This window comes from Streptomyces sp. NPDC002130, from assembly GCF_040296465.1.
Taxonomy (GTDB): domain Bacteria; phylum Actinomycetota; class Actinomycetes; order Streptomycetales; family Streptomycetaceae; genus Streptomyces.
Window position 1 is genome coordinate 14,565 of the sequence record NZ_JBEOXI010000067.1, and the last position, 21,336, is coordinate 35,900.

The 21,336-nt window shown below is 72.2% G+C and carries 25 protein-coding genes and 1 riboswitch; of the genes, 9 read left to right on the forward strand and 16 right to left on the reverse strand.

What is annotated here, in order from left to right:
* Positions 1-128: 128 nt before the first annotated feature.
* From ABT116_RS15540 to ABT116_RS15550, 3 genes are read right to left on the reverse strand one after another with little or no spacing between them, the layout of a single operon-like run.
* A complete protein-coding gene (locus ABT116_RS15540; protein WP_351632972.1) occupies positions 129-554 on the reverse strand; it encodes a GNAT family N-acetyltransferase in 426 nt (141 codons plus the stop codon).
* A 55-nt stretch (positions 555-609) separates the two neighbouring features.
* On the reverse strand, positions 610-3,177 hold the full coding sequence (locus ABT116_RS15545; RefSeq protein WP_351632975.1) for an ABC transporter permease: 2,568 nt from the start codon (positions 3,175-3,177) through the stop codon (positions 610-612).
* A gap of 4 nt (positions 3,178-3,181) precedes the next feature.
* Positions 3,182-4,003 carry an ABC transporter ATP-binding protein gene (locus tag ABT116_RS15550; protein WP_351632978.1) on the reverse strand — a complete coding sequence of 274 codons (822 nt, stop codon included), beginning with the start codon at positions 4,001-4,003 and terminating at the stop codon, positions 3,182-3,184.
* 134 nt (positions 4,004-4,137) lie between these two features.
* Between ABT116_RS15550 and ABT116_RS15555 the strand changes: the two genes are divergently transcribed.
* Together ABT116_RS15555 and ABT116_RS15560 are read left to right on the forward strand one after the other, a co-directional pair.
* Entirely contained in the window at positions 4,138-4,377 is a 240-nt protein-coding gene (locus tag ABT116_RS15555) for a toxin-antitoxin system HicB family antitoxin (RefSeq protein WP_351632979.1), read from the forward strand.
* A gap of 4 nt (positions 4,378-4,381) precedes the next feature.
* Positions 4,382-4,756 (forward strand): fic family toxin-antitoxin system, toxin component, encoded by a 375-nt coding sequence (locus ABT116_RS15560; protein WP_184562785.1) that lies wholly within the window; start codon positions 4,382-4,384, stop codon positions 4,754-4,756.
* A 14-nt stretch (positions 4,757-4,770) separates the two neighbouring features.
* Here the strand turns inward: ABT116_RS15560 and ABT116_RS15565 are convergent, their stop codons facing one another.
* The 6 genes from ABT116_RS15565 to bioB all read right to left on the reverse strand — a co-directional run bounded on the left by ABT116_RS15565 (position 4,771) and on the right by bioB (position 10,959).
* Entirely contained in the window at positions 4,771-5,445 is a 675-nt protein-coding gene (locus tag ABT116_RS15565) for a class I SAM-dependent methyltransferase (protein WP_351632982.1), read from the reverse strand.
* A 68-nt stretch (positions 5,446-5,513) separates the two neighbouring features.
* Positions 5,514-6,449, reverse strand: coding sequence for an endonuclease/exonuclease/phosphatase family protein (locus ABT116_RS15570; protein ID WP_351632985.1), 936 nt, complete (start codon positions 6,447-6,449; stop codon positions 5,514-5,516).
* A gap of 1 nt (position 6,450) precedes the next feature.
* A complete protein-coding gene (bla, locus tag ABT116_RS15575; protein ID WP_351632988.1) occupies positions 6,451-7,374 on the reverse strand; it encodes a class A beta-lactamase in 924 nt (307 codons plus the stop codon).
* 412 nt (positions 7,375-7,786) lie between these two features.
* Positions 7,787-8,512, reverse strand: a complete 726-nt coding sequence (bioD, locus tag ABT116_RS15580) for a dethiobiotin synthase (RefSeq protein WP_351632990.1) — start codon at positions 8,510-8,512, stop codon at positions 7,787-7,789.
* A gap of 1 nt (position 8,513) precedes the next feature.
* Positions 8,514-9,794, reverse strand: a complete 1,281-nt coding sequence (locus ABT116_RS15585; RefSeq protein ID WP_351632992.1) for an adenosylmethionine--8-amino-7-oxononanoate transaminase — start codon at positions 9,792-9,794, stop codon at positions 8,514-8,516.
* Entirely contained in the window at positions 9,787-10,959 is a 1,173-nt protein-coding gene (bioB, locus tag ABT116_RS15590; RefSeq protein WP_351632995.1) for a biotin synthase BioB, read from the reverse strand. The genes ABT116_RS15585 and bioB overlap by 8 nt, the downstream gene beginning before the upstream one ends.
* A gap of 150 nt (positions 10,960-11,109) precedes the next feature.
* Between bioB and ABT116_RS15595 the strand changes: the two genes are divergently transcribed.
* Complete coding sequence (locus tag ABT116_RS15595) at positions 11,110-12,237, forward strand: 8-amino-7-oxononanoate synthase (RefSeq protein ID WP_351632997.1); 1,128 nt, start codon at positions 11,110-11,112, stop codon at positions 12,235-12,237.
* Between the two features lie 99 nt (positions 12,238-12,336).
* On the opposite strand, the gene ABT116_RS15600 is transcribed toward ABT116_RS15595, so the two are convergent.
* Together ABT116_RS15600 and ABT116_RS15605 are read right to left on the reverse strand one after the other, a co-directional pair.
* Entirely contained in the window at positions 12,337-12,567 is a 231-nt protein-coding gene (locus ABT116_RS15600; RefSeq protein WP_351632999.1) for a DUF397 domain-containing protein, read from the reverse strand.
* 9 nt (positions 12,568-12,576) lie between these two features.
* Positions 12,577-13,437, reverse strand: coding sequence for a helix-turn-helix domain-containing protein (locus ABT116_RS15605; protein WP_351633002.1), 861 nt, complete (start codon positions 13,435-13,437; stop codon positions 12,577-12,579).
* Between the two features lie 213 nt (positions 13,438-13,650).
* Here ABT116_RS15605 and ABT116_RS15610 point away from each other — a divergent pair, with 213 nt between their 5' ends.
* On the forward strand, positions 13,651-14,109 hold the full coding sequence (locus tag ABT116_RS15610) for an ATP-binding protein (RefSeq protein ID WP_351633005.1): 459 nt from the start codon (positions 13,651-13,653) through the stop codon (positions 14,107-14,109).
* Positions 14,110-14,216: 107 nt separating this feature from the next.
* Here the strand turns inward: ABT116_RS15610 and ABT116_RS15615 are convergent, their stop codons facing one another.
* From ABT116_RS15615 to ABT116_RS15630, 4 genes are all read right to left on the reverse strand, one after another.
* Complete coding sequence (locus ABT116_RS15615; RefSeq protein ID WP_502983872.1) at positions 14,217-14,885, reverse strand: DUF6328 family protein; 669 nt, start codon at positions 14,883-14,885, stop codon at positions 14,217-14,219.
* A gap of 81 nt (positions 14,886-14,966) precedes the next feature.
* A complete protein-coding gene (locus ABT116_RS15620) occupies positions 14,967-15,440 on the reverse strand; it encodes a C40 family peptidase (protein WP_053674244.1) in 474 nt (157 codons plus the stop codon).
* 3 nt (positions 15,441-15,443) lie between these two features.
* Positions 15,444-15,643, reverse strand: a riboswitch (cyclic di-AMP (ydaO/yuaA leader).
* Positions 15,644-15,991: 348 nt separating this feature from the next.
* Positions 15,992-16,300 (reverse strand): hypothetical protein, encoded by a 309-nt coding sequence (locus ABT116_RS15625; RefSeq protein WP_351633009.1) that lies wholly within the window; start codon positions 16,298-16,300, stop codon positions 15,992-15,994.
* 7 nt (positions 16,301-16,307) lie between these two features.
* Positions 16,308-16,943, reverse strand: a complete 636-nt coding sequence (locus tag ABT116_RS15630) for an ATP-dependent Clp protease proteolytic subunit (protein WP_351633012.1) — start codon at positions 16,941-16,943, stop codon at positions 16,308-16,310.
* 90 nt (positions 16,944-17,033) lie between these two features.
* Here ABT116_RS15630 and ABT116_RS15635 point away from each other — a divergent pair, with 90 nt between their 5' ends.
* Positions 17,034-17,318 carry a type II toxin-antitoxin system Phd/YefM family antitoxin gene (locus ABT116_RS15635; RefSeq protein ID WP_351633015.1) on the forward strand — a complete coding sequence of 95 codons (285 nt, stop codon included), beginning with the start codon at positions 17,034-17,036 and terminating at the stop codon, positions 17,316-17,318.
* 74 nt (positions 17,319-17,392) lie between these two features.
* Here ABT116_RS15635 and ABT116_RS15640 read toward each other — a convergent pair whose 3' ends face one another.
* Entirely contained in the window at positions 17,393-18,385 is a 993-nt protein-coding gene (locus ABT116_RS15640) for an ABC transporter permease (RefSeq protein ID WP_351633018.1), read from the reverse strand.
* A gap of 126 nt (positions 18,386-18,511) precedes the next feature.
* On the opposite strand from ABT116_RS15640, the gene ABT116_RS15645 reads away from it, so the two are divergent.
* The 4 genes from ABT116_RS15645 to ABT116_RS15660 form a co-directional block, all read left to right on the forward strand.
* A complete protein-coding gene (locus tag ABT116_RS15645; RefSeq protein WP_351633021.1) occupies positions 18,512-19,159 on the forward strand; it encodes a TetR/AcrR family transcriptional regulator in 648 nt (215 codons plus the stop codon).
* 113 nt (positions 19,160-19,272) lie between these two features.
* Positions 19,273-19,575, forward strand: coding sequence for an urease subunit gamma (locus ABT116_RS15650; protein WP_104781970.1), 303 nt, complete (start codon positions 19,273-19,275; stop codon positions 19,573-19,575).
* A 13-nt stretch (positions 19,576-19,588) separates the two neighbouring features.
* Entirely contained in the window at positions 19,589-19,900 is a 312-nt protein-coding gene (locus ABT116_RS15655) for an urease subunit beta (protein ID WP_351633025.1), read from the forward strand.
* Positions 19,893-21,336 (forward strand): urease subunit alpha (locus ABT116_RS15660; RefSeq protein WP_351633028.1); only part of this gene is annotated, 1,444 nt, incomplete at its 3' end. The genes ABT116_RS15655 and ABT116_RS15660, both read left to right, overlap by 8 nt.

Here is a 21,336-nt window from a genome sequence, read left to right on the forward strand (position 1 = left end):
TGTCGCGCACGGGGAGGCTCGCCCATGGGCGGAGGCTCACAACCTTTCATGCAGGACCGAGTGGCCATTCAAGAGTAAAGGATGGGCAAAGTGCGCCTCCGGTTGTGAGCACGGCCTCGCGGCCGTGACTACTCGGTGAGCGGCTTCACCCAACGTCGCCACTGCTCCTCTGCCCCGTATCCGGCCGCTCCCCACGTCCGGTGCGCGGTCTCGTTGCGCGTGAGCGCCATCGCGTCCGCACGACGCCCGCCGAGCCGTACGAACCGCTCCTCCGCGGCGGCGAGCAGCGCGGTCGCGACGCCCCGGCGACGGTGGCCCGGGTGCACGGCCAGCCGGTACAGATGGCAGCGCCAGCCGTCGAACCCGGCGATCACCGTGCCGGCCAGTTCGCCGCCGCGTTCCGCGAGGATGAGCGCCTCGGGGTCACGCGCGACCAGCCGCTCCACACCACCGCGGTCGTCGCTGATGCTCGTGCCCTCGGCGGCCACCTTCCAGAAGGCCAGCACGGTGTCGAGGTCCTCGGGCGTCGCGGCCCGGATGTGCAAGTCGGTCATCGCATGATCACAGCACTCGCACCGGCCCGCGTCAGACCGTTTCAGCATGCGGACGTCACTCGTGCGCGATGGCCGCCAGGACGTTCATGCGGGACGCACGCAACGCCGGCAGCAGCGCCGCCACGATCCCGACCACCGCCGAGCCGACCACCACCAGCACGATCGTCAGCCACGGGACCGCCAGGGCCGTCATGCCCTGGAGCGCCAGCACCTGCTGCATGCACACACCCCACACCAGCCCCAGCACCAGCCCCAGGACCGCGCCGAACACCGCGATGGCCACCGACTCCAGCCGGATCATCCGCCGCAGCTGCCGCCGGGCCAGCCCGATCGCCCGCAACAGGCCGATCTCCCGGGTGCGTTCGACGACCGACAGCGCGAGGGTGTTGACCACGCCGAGCACGGCGATGATGATCGCCAGCCCGAGCAGCGCGTACACGAGGTACAGCAGGACGGCGATCTGGTCCCGGACCAGCTGCTTGTAGTCGGCCAGGTCCCGCACCTGCACCTGCGGGTACGGCTCCAGGGTCTCCTCCAGGTTCGCGCGCAGGTCGCCGTCGCCGGTGCCGGAGGCGGCGTTGACGTACAGCGCGGAGTCCCGCCCGCCCGGCGCGTACCGCTCCAGGGTGTCCATGCCGAAGAACAGCCCGCCCTGGGTGCCGAACCCCTCGGCGGTGTCCTGATCGGTGAGCGCGCCGACCGTCAGCTCGGCCGAGCGTCCGGCCGGGAACCGCACCGGGAGGACGCTGCCCACCCGAACGCCGTGGTCGCGTGCGAAGTCCCGGTCCATGGCCAGGTGCCCGCGGGCGAGCGCGGCCGCCGAGTCCCCTTGCGCATAGGTGATGTCGGCGACCTCGTCGAGCCGCGGATCGTAGCCCGCCGCCGTGGTCTCCACGCGGTCGCCGTCCGGGAGGCGCACCGCGACCGGTGTGAACCTCCCGCGCACGACCAGGCCCACGCCGTCGGTGCGGCGCACCTTGTCGGTGACCTCCTGGGGGAACGGCTGGAAATTGGTGTTCTGCACGACGAAGTCGGCGCCGAGCGTCGTGTCGATCTGCCGGTCGAACGACGCGGTCATCGACTCGCTCGCCACCGACATCCCGCCGACCAGGGCGATTCCCACCATCAGAGCCGCCGCGGTGGCTCCGGTGCGGCGGGGGTTGCGCAGGGCGTTGCGCTGGCTCATCCGGCCGATGGGACCGAACAGCGCGGGGAAGGCCGCGCCGAGCACCCGGATCACCGGGCGCACCAGCAGGGGCCCGGCGATCACGGTCGCGATCAGGGTGAGCACCACGCCGAGCCCGAGCAGGGACGCCGCCGACGACGTCTGCCGGGACACCGCGCAGCCCGCGAGCGCCGCCGCACCGGCCGCCCCGACGACCGCGCCCGCCACCGCACGCACCCGCAGCGGCCGGCCCACCCCGGCCACCTCGGCGTCCGAGAGCGCGGCCATCGGCGAGACGCCCGCGGCCCGCCGGGCCGGGAGGTACGCGGCGACGAAGGTGACGCCGAGCCCGACGACGTAGGCCGCCACCGGGGTCACCCAGCCGATCTGCATCTCGTCGGCGTCGATGTTCATGCCGAGCAGGCCCATCAGCCCGATCAGTCCGGCCGCCAGCCCGATGCCCGCGGCGAGTCCCAGCGTGGAGCCGACCAGCCCGAGCAGCAGGGCCTCGGTGAGCACCGAGGCGCGGACCTGCCGCCGCTCGGCGCCCAGCGCGCGCAACAGGCCCAGCTCACGGGTGCGCTGGGCGATGAGCATGGAGAAGGTGTTGACGATCAGGAACACGCCGACCAGGACGGCGACCCCGGCGAAGCCGAGCATCACGTACTTGATGACGTCGAGGAACCCGCCCAGCTGCTCGACGTCCGACTCGGCCTGTTCGCCGGCCGTCCTGAAGTCGTAGGTGTGTGCGCCGAGCGCGCCGGCCACGCGCTGTTCGAGCCGGTCGTCGCTGATGCCCCGCGCCGCGTCGACCGAGATGCTCGTGGCCGTACCCGGCCGGCCCAGCAGCTTCGTCTGGGCGGTGGGGGTGTCGAAGTAGAGCAGCGCGGATCCGGGGTTCGTGGTCGTGAACGTGACGATGCCGACCACCCGGACCGGGAACGACCCGGGGGGCGCGATGACCGTGAGGGTGTCGCCGACGCGCACGTCCTTGCGGCCGGCGGTCTCGGAGTCGAGCAGCGCCTGCGCGGGACCGCGCGGGGCATGGCCCGAGGTCAGTCGCACGGGGCTGCGCTCGTTCGGGTTCCAGGCGTAGCCCAGCGTCGGTGCCCCGGTGGTCGGGCCCACCGGTTCGTTCTCCTCGTTCACGACCGTGAGGCCGTTCACTTTCACGTCGGCGCGGGCCGCCGCGACCCCGTCGACCTGCCGGACCCGTTCGGCGAGCGCGGCCGGCAGGGTGGCCGTCCGGCCCGACGGCAGCGCCTCGTCGAGGTCCTTCTTCGGGCTGACGGTGACATCGGCCGCGGTGGAGGCGAACAGCCGGTCGAACGTGCGGCTGACGGTGTCCGAGAAGATCAGGCTCCCCGCGACGAACGCGACGGACAGCAGGACGGCGAGCGCGGAGAGCAGCAGCCGCCCCTTGTGCGCCAGGAAGCTCCGCAGGGTCGCCTTGAGCACGGGCTCAGTTCTCCTCGGGCGACGCCGGGGCGTCGGCGTCCTCGTAGCGGGTGCGGATCACGTCGAACCTCTTCATCCGCTCCAGGACCGCCTCCGCCGTCGGCCGTCGCATCTCGTCGACGATCCGGCCGTCCCCGAGGAAGAGCACCAGGTCCGAGTGGGCGGCGGCGCCCGGGTCATGGGTCACCATGACGACGGTCTGCCCGAGCTGGTCCACCGCCTCGCGCAGGAAGCCGAGCACCTCGAGACCGGCGCGCGAGTCCAGGTTGCCGGTCGGTTCGTCCGCGAAGATCAGCTCGGGCCGGGAGGCCAGCGCCCGCGCGCAGGCCACGCGCTGCTGCTGCCCGCCGGAGAGCTGCGAGGGCCGGTGCCCCAGCCGGTCCCGCAGGCCCAGGGTGTCGATCACCTGGTCCAGCCACGTCCCGTCGGGCTTGCGGCCCGCGATGTCCATGGGCAGGGTGATGTTCTCCAGCGCGTTCAGGGTCGGGATGAGGTTGAACGACTGGAACATGAACCCGATCCGGTCCCGGCGCAGCCGCGTCAGCTCGCGCTCCCTCAGCCCGGTGATCTCCGTGTCACCCAGCCACACCTGACCGGCCGAGACAGTGTCGAGCCCGGCCAGGCAGTGCATCAGCGTGGACTTCCCGGAGCCCGACGGTCCCATCACCGCGGTGAACCGGCCCCGGACGACGTCCACGTCCACCGAGTCGAGCGCGAGCACGGCAGTCTCGCCCGCGCCGTACGCCTTGGTCAGACCGCGGGCGCGGGCCGCGATCCCGTCGGCCGGCGCGAGGCCGGGAGCGTGTTCCGCAGCAGGTGTGGACAAGGCCGCCTCCTCTGGGTGGACGTCAGGACCCCCAACCCTGCCCGAGAGTAATGTGACCCGGCCCACACTCGGTATCCTCCGCGGGTCGGACACCGCCCTTGCCGGTGCTAGCACCTCCGCGCTAGCTTCGAGGTATGGCGAAGACCCAGCTGAACGTGCGCGTCGACGAGGGCACCGCCCGCGCCGCCCGTGAACGCGCCCTGGCCCGCGGGATGAGCGTCAACCGCTACATCGAGGAGCTGGTCAGACAGGACACCGGCGATGTGGGCCACACGTTCGTGGAGGCCGCCGCGGACTTCATGAAGCAGTACGAGTCCGTCTTCGTCGAGGAGTTCGGCGCAGAGCGTGAGGGCACGCGCGAAGGTCGCCACTGAACCGTTGGACAACCTCGAGATCGACCTCGCCTGGCTGCTGATGCTCGCCGAGCAGAAGACCCCCGGGGACCCCCAGGTCACCGACTGGGGGGCCCTCGTCGCCGCCGTCGCCCGTCATCAGGCCGCCATATTCGACGTGCCCGTCTACGACAGCCCGCACGCCCGCGCCGCCGCCCTGCTCCAGCTCCTCCTGCACGTCCCCGCGCTGGAGCGCTCCAACGCCCTGTTCGCCTCCGCCGTCGCCTACGCGTACCTCGTCGCCAGCGGTGTCAAGGTCGTCACCTCACCCGAGCAGGTCCGCGACCTCGCCCGGCTGGTCAAGAGCGGCGAGGCGTCCGTACGGGACATCGAGCAGGAGCTGCGCCAGTGGAGCCTGTGATCACCCGCCTGTGATCACCCGCCGACCGGGCGCCAGGCGGTCCCGAGCACGCAGTACGAGGTGGGCAGCTGCGGCCCCTCCGCCGGCATCAGCACCTGCCGGTAGGGGCCGAGTTCGAACCCGGCGTCCCGCAGCGCCCGCACCGGCTCCCGCGCCACATGGCAGCCCCCGCTCAGCACCGGCCACACCGTCCGGTCCAGCGCCTGCTGGGTGAAGGTCATCGCCCGGCCGCCGCCCCGGCCGTGCTCGAAGAACCGCACCTCGCCGCCCGGCCGCAGCACCCGCCGCAGCTCCCCCAGCGCCCGGGGCACGTCCCGCACACTGCACAGCACCAGCGACACCACGGCCGCGTCGAAGCCCTCGCTCTTGACCGGCAGCGCCTCGGCCGCACCCGGCACCACGTCCACCGGCACCTCGGCTCGCAGAGCGGCCTCCACGGCCAAGTGCCGCAGCCGCCGCTCCGGTTCGATGGCGACGACCTCCGCGACCGTGCCCGGGTAGTGCGCGAAGTTCAGCCCGTTGCCCGCGCCGATCTCGATCACCCGCCCCGACAGCCCGCCGAGCAGTCTCCCGCGTATCCGGTTCATGCCCATCCGGGTCTCGGCGGCCACGCTGACCCGGGCGTAGCAGCGGGCGAACAGCGGATGGTGCACGGCGTCCCGTGGCACCTTGCCGGAGCGGAGCGGCATGGGAACCTCCCTGCGAGGCTGGCCTTACCCCGATTCTCCCCGCGACGGGCCCGGCGCACCCCTGCCGTCTACCGCAGGAGTACGCGGCCCAGCACCGGAAGGTGGTCGCTCCCGGTCGCCTCCAGCGCCGACACCTCCGTCACCTTCACCCCCCGGCCCAGCACCTGGTCGATCCTCGCCACCGGCAGGCCGGCCGGCCAGCTGAACGCGAACCCCCTGGGCGGCGCGTGCAACCGGGAGGTGAGCGGGCCGAGCCCGCGGTCCCGCACCGTGCCGTTGAGGTCGCCCACCACCAGCAGCCGGGCGGCGGGGTCGGCGGCGATCCGGTCCCCGAGCAGGGCCGCGCTCTCGTCACGGGCCGCCGAGGCGAGGCCCGCCGGGCCCAGGCGCACCGACGGCAGATGGACCACGTACACGGCGATCCTGCCGCCGGGTGCGGACACCGTGGCCCGCAGACCGCGCCGCCAGCTGTCGGGGAATCCCTCGGGCCGGATGTCCACGGGCCGCACGTCCGACACCGGATGCGCCGACCAGAGCCCGACCGTGCCGTGGACGGCCCGGTGCGGGTGGGAGGCGCCCAGGACGTTCTCGTACACGGGCCGTGCCGTGGGGGTGAGCTCCTGAACGGCCACCAGCCCCGCACCGGTCGCGCGCAGGGCCCGAGCGGTGCCGGTGGGGTCGGTGTTGTCGTCGGCCACGTTGTGCTGGACGACGGTCAGGTCGTACGGGCCGAGGGCCGAGGACCACCACATCCCGCCGAACATCCAGAGCCACACGGCCACCGGCGCCAGGCAGGCGAGCAGCCCCGCCCGCGACCGTCCGAGCAGGGCGAGGCAGCCGAGCACGGGCACGACCGCCCCCAGCCACGGCAGGAACGTCTCCAGCAGGCTCCCCAGCCGCCCGACCCCGTTGGGCACGGCGGAGTGCAGGGCGAGCAGACCGGCGACCCCGAGGGCGCCGGCCACCAGCCAGGGGTCCCCCGACGACCTGCCGTGGCCGGTCACGCTAGGCGAGTTCCGCCGCCAGCAGCGCGGCCGTCCGGGCCACCAGCGGGTTGTCGCCCTCGGCGTCCTCCTCCGGCTGCGTGGTCAGCACCGACATCACGATCGGCGGGCCGTCCGGCGGCCAGGTGATGCCCACGTCGTTGTTGCTGCCGTACTGCCCGCCACCCGTCTTGTCGGCGAGCAGCCAGTCGGCCGGCAGACCCTTGCGGAACCTCTCCAGGCTCGTGGTGTTGCGCAGCAGCCAGTCCGTGAGCCGGGCCCTGTCCCGGGGCTCAAGCGCGTCGCCGAGCACCAGCCGGGCGTAGGTCAGGCCGATGGCGCGCGGGGAGGTCGTGTCGGTCACGCGCCACGGCTCCGCGGAGTTGAGCTCGGGCTCCCAGCGGTCCAGCCGGGTGACGCGGTCACCGGTCGAGCGGGCGAAGCGCGTGATCGCGGTCGGTCCGCCCAGTTCCTTGAGCAGCAGATTGCCCGCGGTGTTGTCGCTGAAGCGGATGGTGGCGTCGCACAGTTCGCCGATGGTCATGCCGGTCGCGACGTGGTCTTCGGTGACGGGGGAGAAGCCCGACTTCGTCACGTAGGCCTGGGTGTAGCGGACGCGCCGGGCCAGGAACTCGCCGTCGCGGTCGAGGTCGCGCAGCACGGCCGCGGCGGCAATCGTCTTGAACAGCGAGGCCATCGGGAAGCGTTCGTCGGACCGGTACGCCACCGTCCGGCCCGTGCGCATGTTGCGGGCGTACACGCCCAGCCGTGCGGTGTGCTCCCGCTCCAGGTCCCGCAGCCGCGCGGTGACGCCGGCGGTGCCGGGTAACGCGTGGGCGGTGCCGCCGCCCAGCGCGAGGGCGGCGGCCGTGCCCAGCGCGAGGGCCGTACGGCGGGACGGGTTTGGTGTGTTCGTGTGCAAGGTGGTCCCTTCAGAGGTGATCACGTTCGTAGTTCAACACGCGATCACGTCCGCGCCGGTTTCACCGCGCGCCAGCCCGGACGGCCGGTTCCGGCCATGCCCCCGCGGGGACGGCCGGTTCCGCCGCGCGCCCCGGGTCGGCCGGTTCCGGCCGTGCGCCTGCCGGGTCGGCGGGTTTCGCCGCGCGCCCGCCGGGACGGCCGGTTCGGGCCGTGCGCCCGCGGGGACGGCCGGGTTCGCCCGCCCCCCGGGTTGGCCGGTTCCGGCCGTGCGCCTGCCGGGGCGGCCGGGTTCGCCGCGCGCCCGCCGGGGCGGCCGGCTCCGGACATGCGCCTGCCGGGGCGGCCGGCTCCGGACATGCGCCTGCCGGGTCGGCCGGGTTCCCCGCGCGCCCGCCGGGACGGCCGGTTCCGTCACGCTCTCGTCCGGACCCTCCTCAGAACGCCTCGGGTGCCTCCCGTACCCGGAACGCCTCCGCGTCCCACGAGCCGTCCAGCCGGGGCGCCAGCCAGTGCGGCGCGGCTCTCCGGAAGGCGGTGGGGGAGAGGGCGCCCGACCCGGCCGGGACCGAGCCCAGGAGCGGGGCTTCGGCCACGTCGGGCAGGTCCGCCAGATTGCACCGCGCGGCGAGGTCGGGGGCCGCGGGCCAGCTCCCGATCACGATCCCGGCAGGTTCCAGCCCCCGGGAGCGCAGTTCACGCGCCGTCAGCTCCGTCGTGTTGAGGGTGCCGAGCCCCGCGGGCGCCACGATCAGCACCGGCGCCGACAGCAGCCGGGCCGTGTCCGCCAGTGTCCCTCCGGCCGCGTCGAACCGGACGAGCAGTCCGCCGGCGCCTTCGACCAGCACCAGGTCGTGCTCGGTGGCCAGTTTGGCGGCGGCCTCCGCGACCTCGTGCGGATGGACCGGGGCCCGGCCGGCCCGGCGCGCCGCCGTGGCCGGGGCCAGCGGCTCGGGATACCGGGCGATTTCGGCCGTCGTGACCGGGCCCGCCAGCCGCGCCACCTCGGCGGCGTCCCCGGGCTCGTCGGGCCGTACGCCCGTCTGCGCGGCCTTCAGCACGGCCACCGAACGGCCCGCCGCCAACGCCGCCGCCGCGACGGCGGCGGTCACGACCGTCTTGCCGACCTCCGTGCCCGTGCCCGTGATCACCAGTACCGGCATGTCATCCCTCCCGCGCCGCCGCGCACACGGCGCGCGCGATCCGCGCCAGGTCCGCGTCGCCCGTCACGTACGGCGGCATGGTGTAGATCAGATCGCGGAACGGCCGCAGCCACACACCCTCGCGCACGGCCGCCCGCGTCGCCGCCTGCATGTCCACGGCGTGATCCAGCTGGACGACGCCGATGGCGCCGAGGACGCGTACGTCCTTCACGCCCGGCAGGCGCGAGGCGGCCGAGAGCCCGTCCCGCAGCCCCGTCTCGATCCGCTTGACCTCCGTGAGCCAGTCCTGACCGAGCAGCAGCTCGATCGAGGCGCAGGCCACCGCCGCCGCCAGCGGGTTGCCCATGAACGTCGGCCCGTGTGCGAGCACCGGCACCTCGCCCCGCGAGATGCCGTCGGCCACCCGCGCGGTGCACAGGGTCGCCGCCATGGTCAGGTAGCCGCCGGTCAGGGCCTTGCCCACGCACATCACGTCCGGCGTGACAGCCGCGTGCTCCGCCGCGAACATCGCACCCGTACGGCCGAAGCCGGTCGCGATCTCGTCGAACACCAGCAGCACGTCGTGCGCGTCGCACGCCTCGCGCAGCACCCGCAGATACGCGGGGGAGTGGAACCGCATCCCGCCCGCGCCCTGCACCACCGGCTCGACGATCACCGCCGCCAGTTCACCGGCGTGCCGCTCGATCAGCGACCGCAGCTGCTCGGCGTACGCCTCCTCGAACTCCGCCGGGGGCGGGCCGGCGAACACCTGGCGCTGGAGCACCCCGGTCCACAGGTCGTGCATCCCGCCCTCGGGATCGCACACCGACATGGGCTGCCAGGTGTCGCCGTGGTAGCCGCCGCGCCAGGTCAGCAGCCGCTGCTTGCCCGGGCGGCCCAGCGAACGCCAGTACTGCAGGCACATCTTGACCGCGACCTCGACCGACACCGACCCCGAGTCGGCGAGGAACACATGCTCCAGCCCCTCGGGCGACATGTCGACAAGGAGCTTCGCCAGCCGTACGGCGGGCTCGTGGGTGAGCCCGCCGAACATCACGTGGGACATCCGCCCGAGCTGCTCGCGGGCGGCCTCGTTCAGCACCGGGTGGTTGTAGCCGTGGATCGCCGACCACCAGGACGACATCCCGTCGACCAGCTCCCCCGAGCCATCGGCGAGCCGCAGCCGCACCCCGCTCGCCGACTCCACGACGAGCGGTTCCTGCCGCCCGGGCATCGGGCCGTAGGGATGCCAGACGTGCCGCCGGTCGAGTTCCAGCAGCTCGGGGACGGTCGGCTCAGGCATTGGGCGCGAGGTCCGTCCCGGCGCCCCGGCGGCGCACGGCGACCAGGTCGGTCCGCGGTTCGGCGCCCGTGGGGGAGTCGGCGACCTGCGGTTCCTCACCGGAGCCGCACGCCCCGCCGCCGGAGCCGCACACTCCGCCCCCGTCGTGGCAGCCGCCGGTGGCCCGGTGCTCCGGCAGGGTCACCTGGTCGGTGCCCTCCACCTCGAACCCGGCGTCCGCGATCATCTCCAGGTCGGCCTTGCCGGCCTGGCCCTCGCTGGTGAGGTAGTCGCCCAGGAAGATCGAGTTGGCCAGGTGCAGGGCGAGCGGCTGCATCGTGCGCAGATGGACCTCGCGCCCGCCCGCGATCCGCACCTCGACGTCCGGGCAGACGAACCGCGTCATCGCCAGGATCCTGAGGCACCGCTGGGGGGTCAGGTTCCACTCCTTGCCGAGCGGGGTGCCCTCGAACGGGATCAGGAAGTTGACCGGAACCGAGTCCGGGTCCAGTTCACGCAGCGAGAAGACGACGTCGACCAGGTCCTCGTCCGTCTCGCCCATGCCGGCGATCAGCCCGGAGCAGGCGGACAGACCGGCCGCGTGCGCCTTCTGCACGGTGTCGACGCGGTCCTCGTAGGTGTGCGTGGTGGTGATCTCCCCGTACGTCGCCTCGGACGTGTTGAGGTTGTGGTTGTAGGCGTCGGCACCGGCCTCGCGCAGCCGCTCCGCCTGGCCGTCGGAGAGCAGTCCGAGGCAGGCGCACACCTCGACGCCCTCGTTGTTGTCCTTGATCGTCCTGATCGTCTCGGAGACCCGGTCCACGTCCCGGTCGGTCGGGCCGCGCCCGCTCGCCACCAGGCACACCCGCTTGGCCCCGCCGGCCACCCCGGCCGCCGCCGCGTCGGAGGCCTGGTCGGGCTTGAGCCAGGTGTACTTCAGGATCCCGGCCGTCGAGCCGAGCCGCTGCGAACAGTAGGAGCAGTCCTCGGGGCACAGGCCGGACTTGAGGTTGACGAGATAGTTCAGTTTCACCCGTCGGCCGAACCAGTGCCGCCGCACCTTTCCGGCCGCGGCCACCACATCGAGCAGGTCGTCGTCGGACGTCGCGAGGACGGCCAGTGCCTCGTCGCGGGTCGGCAGCTCGCGCCGAAGCCCCTTGTCCACCAGCGTGTTCAGCAGGTCCATGGGAGCCGATCCTGTCCTAAGGAGGCGCCCGGGGCAAAGGAGAGTTCGTACAACAGAGTCGCTTCGAGGTGTGGGTATTGCCACACACTGACCTGCTGGTGGTCCCGCTAGTGTCTGTGCACTGCCTACAAATTCCGCGGAGGACCACCCATGGCGTTCGGCTGGATCGACGAGCAGGCGGAGCTGCGCGCCCGCGCCGGACTCGTACGGACTCTGCGCCCCCGTCCGGCCGATTCCCCGCTCCTCGACCTGGCGAGCAACGACTACCTCGGGCTGGCCCGCCACCCCGAGGTCACCGAGGGCGCCGCCCGGGCCGCACGGACCTGGGGCGGCGGCTCGACGGGCTCCCGGCTCGTCACCGGCACCACCGAACTGCACGCCGAACTCGAGCGGGAACTGGCCGATTTCTGCGGTTTCGAGGCGGCCCTCGTCTTCTCCTCCGGCTACGCCGCCAACCTGGCCGCGGTCACCGCGCTGGCCCCGCACGGCTCTCTGATCGTCTCCGACGCGGGCAACCACGCCTCCCTCATCGACGGCTGCCGGCTGGCCCGCGGCACCACCCAGGTGGTGGCGCACGCCGAGCCGGACGCGGTGCGCAAGGCGCTGGCGACCCACGAGGGCACGGCGATCGCCGTGTCCGACACGGTCTTCTCGGTCGACGGCGACGCGGCCCCCCTCACCGGTCTCGCCGAGGCCTGCCGGGAGCAGGGCGCCGGGCTGGTCGTCGACGACGCCCACGGACTGGGCGTCCTCGGTGACGGCGGCCGCGGCGCTCCGCACGCGGCGGGCCTCGCGGGCGCCGGCGACGTCGTCGCGACGGTCACGCTGTCCAAGTCGCTGGGCAGCCAGGGCGGAGCCGTCCTCGGCCCCGCGCGGGTCGTCGACCACCTGGTCAACGCGGCCCGGACGTTCATCTTCGACACAGGTCTCGCCCCCGCGGCGGCGGGTGCGGCCCTGGCGGCCCTGCGGCTGCTGCGCCGCGAACCGGAACGGGCGGCACGGGCCCGCGCGGTGGCGGGTGAACTGCACGCACGCCTGACCGCCGCGGGTCTGGAAGCGGTGCGTCCGGACGCCGCGGTGGTCTCGGTGCGCGCGCCCTCTCCCGAGGACGCCGTGAACTGGGCGGCCCGGTGCCGCACGGCGGGCCTGGCCGTGGGGTGCTTCCGGCCCCCTTCCGTGCCGGACGGCATCTCACGGCTCAGGCTCACCGCACGCGCGGACCTGACCGATCAGCAGATCGAACGCGCTGTACGGCTGATCGGCGAGACGCGGCCATGAGTCGGCGTGACACGGCCGTGCGTCGCACGATGACGGTCTGATCGAACGCGCCTGCAAGCGCCCGCCTGCATACGGTCTGATCGAACGCGCCTCAAGCGCCTACATGCGGTCCACCCCGGCCGCGAAGGCCGCCCAGCTCCCCGCAGAGAAGAGCAGCGCGGGTCCGGCCGGGTCCTTGGAGTCGCGCACGGCGAGCAGTCCGGCCCAGGGCGGGGCATCCGGACACCCGGTCTCGACGCAGTTGTTCGCGCCGGTGCTGTAGCTGCTGCGCAACCACCGCACACCGTGCAGTTCGATGCTTGAGGGGACGTGACGAGGCAGTGCACGCATGGTGCCTCCTTACGCGCCGGCGGCTGTCCCGGCGATGAAATCCAACGAGTCCTCGGGCGAAAGGGCGTGGATCTGAAGGGCGTCGAAGGCCTCCGTGTAGGCCTGGAGGTCTTCTTTCCGTTCGAGGTAGAGGCTACTCGTCAAGTGGTCGAGAACAACCACATCCAGATCAGAAGTGCTCGAAAATGAGAAGATAACGAAAGGGCCGGTGACGCCGATGTGCGCCCCTGCGGCGAACGGCAGCACCTGCAGGCGCACTTGCGGCAGACGCGCCGCCTCGACCAGCCGTTCCAGCTGGCGGGCCATGACTCCGGGCCCGCCCACCTCCCGCCGCAGCACCGCCTCGTCCAGCACCGCGCTGAGTCTCAGCGGGGGATCGGCGCGCAGCACGTCCTGCCGGGCCAGCCGTACCTCGACCAGCGTGTCGAGCCGGTCCTCAGGGAGCCCCTCCACCGCGGCCCGCGTCACCGCACGCGCGTACTCGGGTGTCTGGAGCAGGCCAGGGACGACGGTGGTCTCCAGCGTGCGCATCGCCCCCGCCTGGGACTCCAGGCTGATGAAGTCCCGGTAGGTCGGCGGCAGCACCCCCCGGTAGGCGTGCCACCAGTGGTGCCGACCACCGCTGTCCTCGGCGCCCGCCAACACCATGAGCAATTCGCGCAGTTGGGAGTCCGTCACACCGTAGGCGTCCAGAAGTAACCGCACATCGGCCGGTTTCACACCGCTCGTGCCCGTCTCGATCCGGCTGACCTTGGACTGGTGCCAGCCCACCAGCCGGGCCGCCTCACCGCTCGTGAGCCCCGCCCAGGAGCGCAGCTCACGCAGTTCGGCGCCCAGTTTCCGGCGGCGCACCGCGGGACCGTGCTGCATGGGCTCCTCCTTACTCCTTCGGAGCCACCCAAATACGGTCTCGCGTCGCAGAGTTCACCGCTTTGAGCGACAGATATATGCATATCTTGGTGGATCGCCGACCTTCAGGGGTGTTCTGGTGGCAGTCTGACGACGAAGCACCAGTCCGGGACCGTACTCGAACCATCCGCTCCGTGTCGGGCTACGGTCCCGTGGGAAAGGGACGACGTCGCCATGGCAGACCATCTGGAAGCATCCGTCACTCTGCCGAGCGATCCCGCCTCGGTCTCCGCAGCGCGTGCCTATGTGGTGAGCACGCTGGCGGAGTGGGGCCTGCCGCCGGACACGGACGCGTCCGACACCGTCCGGCTCATCATCTCGGAACTCGCCACCAATGCCGTCCAGCACACCTTCGGCCAGTCGCCCACCTTCACCGTGGACGTCGAGCTGGACCGCGACGAACAACTGCGCATCGGTGTCACGGACAGTCACCCGCGCTTCCCCAGACGCCTGCCCGCGGCCGTTCAGCAGGACAACGGCCGGGGCCTGGTCATCATCCGCTGGCTGACCGCCGAGTGCGGCGGCAGACTCCGTATCCGCCCGACCCGCGAAGGCGGCAAGACCATCTCGATCGAACTCCCGTGGGCCGTCCCGGTCCGGCCGGTGACGACGGCGGGCCAGCAGGAGCCGTAGCCGTCACAGCACGACCTGAAGGGCCTGAAGAACCTCCCCACCGGGCGCCCTCGACGCACCCCGGCCCGCGCGACCCACATCCGGCCACTCCCACGGCTCTGGGAAGCTCACTCCGCGCCTTGTGGCCCGCCGGAGCCCCCTGCCGTCACCGGTGCCGCGCCGACGCCTCCCGGTGTGCTGCCGCCCCTCGAAGCCCTGACGGCTGCCGGACAGTGCGCCGCAGCGGTGCGGGGATCCTGATGTCGGCTTCCTCCGGCTCCTCCCCGGTGGTCTCCCCGGCGCCGTCCCGTTCCCCGTGCCGCCCCGCCCGCCGCACCAGCCGAGGGAGCACCCCCCCACAGTCCGACGCAGACCAGGAAGGTCGCGGCGCCCGCCGCGATGCCACCGGTACGGCCCGTGGTCACGTCGACCACCAGCAGCACCGAACCGCTGAACGCGAACACCAGTACGCACAGACCGGTCGTGGCCAGGCGCGAGGAGACCTGCACTATGCGGGGCTTGGCGCCCTGCTGGAAGAGGGAGCGGTGCAGCGCGGCCGGCGCGGTGAAGAGCGCGGCGGCCAGGACCGCCAGCAGCAGCGTGGTGACGTAGGTGACGCGCTGGACCGTGTCGAGGTCCCCGAAGCGCGAGGTGAAGGCCAGCGACAGCAGGAAGGCGAAGAGGATCTGCACACCCGTCTGAGTGACGCGGAGTTCCTGGAGCAGCTCGACGAAGTTGCGGTCGGCGCGTTGCAGCGGAGTCTCGTTGCGCGCGGTGCAGGGACGGTGCTCGGCCATGACGTCACGGGTATCCACTTGCGCCCGTGTCACGCTCCGGCGTGCGGCGGCGCGTCAGGACGCCGCCGCACGCCGGGCGGATCACCTCACGCGCCCGTACCAGACGCTCTTGGTCCAGATCTTCTGCAGTCGCACCACGTCCCCGCTCTTCGGGGAGTGCCAGAGCTTGTTCTTACCCGCGTAGATACCGACGTGGTACACGTTGCTGCCCGAGTGGAAGAACACCAGGTCTCCGGCCTTGCGGTTCTTGGCGGAGATGTGGCGCGTCTTGTTGTACTGCTGGGCAGCCGTGCGGGGGAGCTTCTTGCCGGCCTTCTTGAACGAGTAGAGCGTGAGCCCGGAGCAGTCGAACCGGTGCGGTCCTATCGCCCCGTACTTGTAGGGCGATCCCTTCTTGGATGCCGCGATCTGGAGTGCCTTGGTCGCAGGTGTGGCTGCCGCGGCCTCGGAGGCGAAGCCGGGGGCCACGATCGAGCCGCCCACCGCGGCGATGGTGAGCGCCGAGGCCGTACCGGCTCGGGCCATGAGCGACGGGACACGATTGAGCGCAGTCATGCGCAACCCTTCGTCAGCCGCCTGTGAAGGATGACCTGTCGGATTCGGGCTGACAAAGTTGCCCGGCCGCTGACGCGGCTTCACCCCAAGGGCTGCTCAGGTCCGGTCATGGCGTGACCGTCCCGGCGACCCGTCGTGCTTGGGTCCTCCACTCCTGCCGATCCACTCCTGTCGACCGGTCATCCGGGCGGCGGCAGGACTCGGCGTCCGCCCGGATCGCCCCGCCACAGCGGCGGGGGCTTGTCGTCAAGCAGGGATCTTGGCGCATGACTGTCCGGATTTCCCAACGGAACCGGGGATTTGTGTTGTTACTCACCACTCACCCGTTCGGGTGGACACGTGTGCGTTCGCGCCACTGTCCACGGGTTCGCGGACCGCCGGACCAGCGACGGAATGTCCCATTCCGCCCCCGGGCCACGCGCGTTGCGCAACCGGAAGGGTCTCAAAATCGGCCTCCCGCCTACTCCGAACAGCGGTACGTCTTTTGGTCCGTTTCGACTCAGCTCCGGACGCTCCGCCGTCCGTCGGGCGTCCGGACCGATGGCTGCGCCTCAACTGACGGAATCCGGGGGCAGGGTGAGCCGGGCCGTGCGCCGCTCGCCGTCCAGTACGCGCAGCGCCCGGGCCAGGGTGTCGGCGTGCAGTTCCGTCTCGCCCCGCTGGTGCATCAGGGCCAGAGCGTCACGCAGCGCGGTCGCCTTGCCGACGAGGGCCTGGGCGGCGCGCAGCCCGCGGTAGGTGTCGCCGTCCCGGGCCGGGTTGATGCGGCCGAGCAGGTCGACCACGTCGAGGTAACGGTCGATCAGTTCGGCCTCGGCGCGGGTCAGGGCGGGCAGCGGCGGAAGTTCGGGCGGGAGCACCGGGGCCTCACTGCCCGGTCGGCGGGGCGAGGGTGGCCTTGCGGCTGGGGATGATCCCGTCGACCAGGCCGTACTCCACCGCCTCCTGCGCGGTGAGGACCTTGTCCCGCTCGATGTCCGCGCTCACCTGCTCCGGGGTGCGGCCCGTGTGCAGCGCGAGCATCTCCTCCATCCGGCTCCGGATGCGCGTCAACTCAGCCGCCTGGATGGCCAGATCGCTCGCCTGGCCCCGGATCGGCTCGGGCAGGGCCGGCTGATGGATCACCAGGCGCGCGTCGGGCAGCGCGAATCGCTTGCCGGGCGTGCCCGCCGCCAGCAGCACCGAGGAGGCGGCACCGGCCTGGCCCAGGAGAATCGTCTCCACATCGCAGGAGACGTACCGCATCGTGTCGTAGATCGCCGTCATCGCATGGAAGCTGCCGCCGGGAGAGTTGATGTAGAGCGAGATGTCGCGCTCCGGGGCCTGGTGCTCCAAGTGCATGAACTGGGCCATCACATCGTTCGCCGAGGTCTCGTCCACCGGCGCCCCGAGGAAGACGATCCGCTCCTCCAGGAGCTTCGCGTACGGATCCATCGTCCGTTGCCCGGACGCCGTGCGTTCGGTGAACTCGGGCAGCACGTAGCGGGCGGACGGTCGGGTCATGGCGAACCCCTCCTCGCGGGCAGAGCTGTCTCCGGCGACAGCCGTCTCTGTAAAAAATGTACAGGACGTACGTCACGTTATGATGGGGACATGGCCTACGAGATTCCGGTGACGCAAGCCAGGGCTGAGCTCGCCGACCTGATCAACCGCGTGGTGTACGCCGGTGAACGCGTCGTCGTCACCCGGCACGGCAAGCCCCTCGTCGCCCTCGTCTCGGCCGATGACCTGCGGCGACTCGAAGAGGACCAGGCGCTCGCGGAGTCCCCGGAAGAGCAGGTGGTCAGTGCCGTGTCCACGGTCCGCCAGGTGGCGTCCGCTCCTGGCGAACCACAGCGGTTCGGCATCGCGGCGGAGCACCGCAGGGCCGGTCACTAGGCCCCGGCCCCGTACAGACGGAAGACCGTGCACCCCCGTCCAGGGGACGCACGGTCGTCCGATGCGGGCGCCGGTCAGCCGACGGTCGAGAGCTCCCGGCGGTCGGCCGCGGGCTCGGTGCCCGCCTTCCGTGCCCTGAGCGAGCCGCCGAGCAGCACGGCACCCAGGCCCAGCACCGCCCACCAGGTCAGCGTCAGGGCGGGCCCGGTCGCCGCCGCGCCGTCGAAGAACGACACCGAGCGCAGCAGGGTCGTGCCCGCGCCGGGCGGCAGCCACTGGCCGATCGCCCCGGCCGGCTCCGGCAGCATCTGCGGGGCCGAGGTGGCGCCGGAGAAGGGGTTGCCGATCAGCATCACCAGGGCGGCCCCGATGCCCGTGCCGGCGGGGCCGATCAGGGCGGCGAGTCCGGCGACGGCACCGCCGACGGCCAGCGTGGACAGAGCGAGCACCCCCGCTTCCGTCCACCAGACACCGCCGAGCGCCCCGAGCCAGCTGTGCGCGATCCCGGCCGCGACCACACCCACCAGGGCGGACGCGCCGGCCAACGCGAGGGCGGCCCGGCCGCCGCGCAGCCCCAGCAGGGTGACGACCGCGCCCGCCGCGATGCCGGCCAGGGCGAGCGGCAGTACGGCTGCGTTCAGCGCCGTGCCCCGCGGATCGCCGGCCGGGGTGGGCACGACATCGACCGTCTCGACCTGTGCGCCCTGGGCGGCGGCCTGCTGCGCCACGGCCTGCTGGAGGAACTGGGCGACGGCCGGTCCGGCCGCGGACGCGGTGAGCAGTTCGGGCCCCTGCGGCGTGACCACCACCGCGCCGTACACGCTCCGGTCCTCGATGGCGTCCCGGGCGGCGGCCTCGTCGGCGTAGCGGTGGATCTCGAAGGCGCCCTCGTGCCGCTCCAGCTGCCGCTCGACCTGGGCCGCCGCGGCGGGCGGTCCGGCCACGCCCAGCGGCAGGTCGCGGGGGGCGATGCGGGAGGCCGGCCAGGCGAAGGCCCACAGGGCCAGGGCTGCCAGGACGGGGACGAGGACGACGACCGCGATCACACGGCGGTTGCGGGAAGGCATGAGGGTCTCCTGAGGTGAGCGGAACCGGAACGTCAAAAAGAAGGATCGTTCGTTTTTGCTCTGCCCTCACCGTGCTCCGGTCGTGGCGTCTTGTCAAGAATGAATATTCGTTTTACGTTGGGGATCATGGCTCGCGTATCCCAGGAACATCTCGACGCCCGCCGCCGCCAGATCCTCGACGGCGCCGCGCTCTGCTTCGCCCGCAACGGCTTCCACGCCACGTCCATGCAGGACGTTCTGAAGGAGGTCGACCTCTCGGCCGGGGCGGTGTACCGCTACTTCAGCGGCAAGGAGGAGCTGATCGGCGCCATCGTCGCCGAGGTGCTCGGTTCCGTCCGCGAGGCCTTCGAGGAGGCGGCGCGGCAGAGCCCGCCCCCGCCGCCGGACGAACTCGTCGCCTCGGTCCTCGGCAGGACACTGGCCGCCCGCGAGTCTCTGGTCGTCGACGGCCGGCCCGCCTTTCCGCGGCTCGTCATCCAGGTGTGGACCGAGACCCTGCGCAACGAGGAGCTGGCGGCCCTGCTGCGGGAGGGCTACGGCTCGGTCCGCGCGGCCTGGGGGAGGATCGTCGAGGGCTACCAGAAGGCCGGGATGATGCGGGCGGACGTGGCGCCGGACCATGTGGCCCGCACGATGATCGCCGCGGTGCTCGGGTTCATCGCCCAGCAGTCCCTCTTCGGGCCGGCACCGGTCGAGGTCCTCCGGGACGGTCTGCGGGCGCTGACCGGTATGCGGGACGGGGACACGCCGAGCGGTGGATCACAGCTTGGTTAACGTGCCCGAAACGCGGTCCCATTAGCCTGCCGCTCCACGCCACCTGGCACTTTGCCCCGTGGCCGCGGCAACCGGGCCCCGCACGGCCCGGAGCGACGACTGTGAGGTGGGACGTGCAGCTGACCCCGCACGAGCAAGAACGACTGCTGATCCACGTGGCGGCGGACGTGGCCGAGAAGCGCCGGGCCCGTGGGCTGAAGCTCAACCACCCCGAGGCGGTCGCGCTCATCACCTCGCACATCCTCGAAGGCGCACGGGACGGCCGGACCGTCGCGGAGCTCATGTCCTCCGGGCGCAAGCTCCTGACCAGGGACGACGTCATGGAGGGCATCCCGGAGATGATCCACGACGTCCAGGTCGAGGCCACCTTCCCGGACGGCACCAAGCTCGTCACCGTCCACGAGCCGATCGTCTGACGGGGAGACCGCCGTGATTCCCGGAGAGATCCTGTTCGCCGAGGACCCGATTGCCTACAACGAGGGGCGCGAGGTCACCCGGCTCACCGTCCTGAACGCCGCCGACCGGCCCGTGCAGGTCGGCTCCCACTACCACTTCGCCGAGGCCAATCCCGGCCTGGAGTTCGACCGGGCCGCCGCGCGCGGCAGGCGGCTGAACGTCGCCGCCGGCACGGCCGTGCGCTTCGAGCCCGGGATCCCCGTCGACGTCGAACTCGTTCCGCTGGCCGGGGCCCGGGTGGTGCCCGGTCTGCGCGGGGAGACCGGAGGTGCCCTCGATGCCTGAGATCTCACGTGCCGCGTACGCCGACCTGTTCGGCCCGACGACCGGCGACCGGATCCGTCTCGCCGACACCGACCTGCTGGTCGAGATCGAGGAGGACCGTTCCGGCGGCCCCGGACTCGCCGGTGACGAGGCCGTGTTCGGCGGCGGCAAGGTCATCCGCGAGTCCATGGGCCAGGCGCGGGCCACGCGTGCGGAGGGCACCCCGGACACGGTGATCACCGGTGCGGTGATCATCGATCACTGGGGGATCGTCAAGGCCGACGTCGGCATCCGCGACGGCCGGATCACCGGCATCGGCAAGGCCGGCAACCCCGACACCATGGACGGCGTCCACCCGGACCTGGTCATCGGCCCGGAGACCGAGATCATCGCGGGCAACGGGCGGATCCTCACGGCCGGCGCGATCGACGCGCACGTGCACTTCATCTGCCCGCAGATCGCCGACGAGGCGCTGTCCTCCGGCATCACGACCCTGGTCGGCGGGGGCACCGGCCCGGCCGAGGGCTCCAAGGCCACCACCGTGACGCCCGGGCCCTGGCACCTGGCGCGGATGCTGGAGGCGATGGAGGCCCATCCGCTCAACATCGGCCTCCTCGGCAAGGGCAACACCGTCTCCCACGAGGCGATGCTGTCGCAGATCCGGGGTGGCGCACTCGGCCTGAAGCTGCACGAGGACTGGGGCTCCACCCCGGCCGTCATCGACGCCTCGCTGACCGTCGCCGAGCGGACGGGCATCCAGGTCGCCATCCACACCGACACGCTCAACGAAGCCGGGTTCGTGGGCGACACCCTGGCCGCGATCGCCGGGCGGGGCATCCACGCGTACCACACCGAGGGTGCGGGCGGCGGGCACGCGCCGGACATCATGACCGTGGTCTCCGAGTCGTACGTGCTGCCCAGCTCCACCAACCCGACCCGGCCGTTCACCGTCAACACCGCCGAGGAACACCTCGACATGCTGATGGTGTGCCACCACCTCAACCCCGCGGTGCCGGAGGACCTGGCCTTCGCCGAGTCCCGGATCCGGCCGTCCACGATCGGGGCGGAGGACGTGCTGCACGACCTGGGCGCGATCTCGATCATCTCCTCCGACTCCCAGGCCATGGGGCGCGTCGGCGAGGTCGTCATGCGGACCTGGCAGACCGCGCACGTGATGAAGCGCCGGCGGGGCGCCCTGCCCGGGGACGGACGGGCCGACAACCGTCGCGTCCGTCGCTATGTCGCCAAGTACACGATCAACCCCGCGCTCGCCCAGGGTCTGGCCCGGGAGGTCGGATCGGTGGAGAGCGGCAAGCTGGCCGACCTGGTGCTGTGGGAGCCGGCGTTCTTCGGCGTCAAGCCGCAGCTCGTCATCAAGGGCGGGCAGATCGCGTACGCGCAGATGGGGGACGCGAACGCCTCCATCCCCACCCCGCAGCCGATCCTGCCGCGGCCGA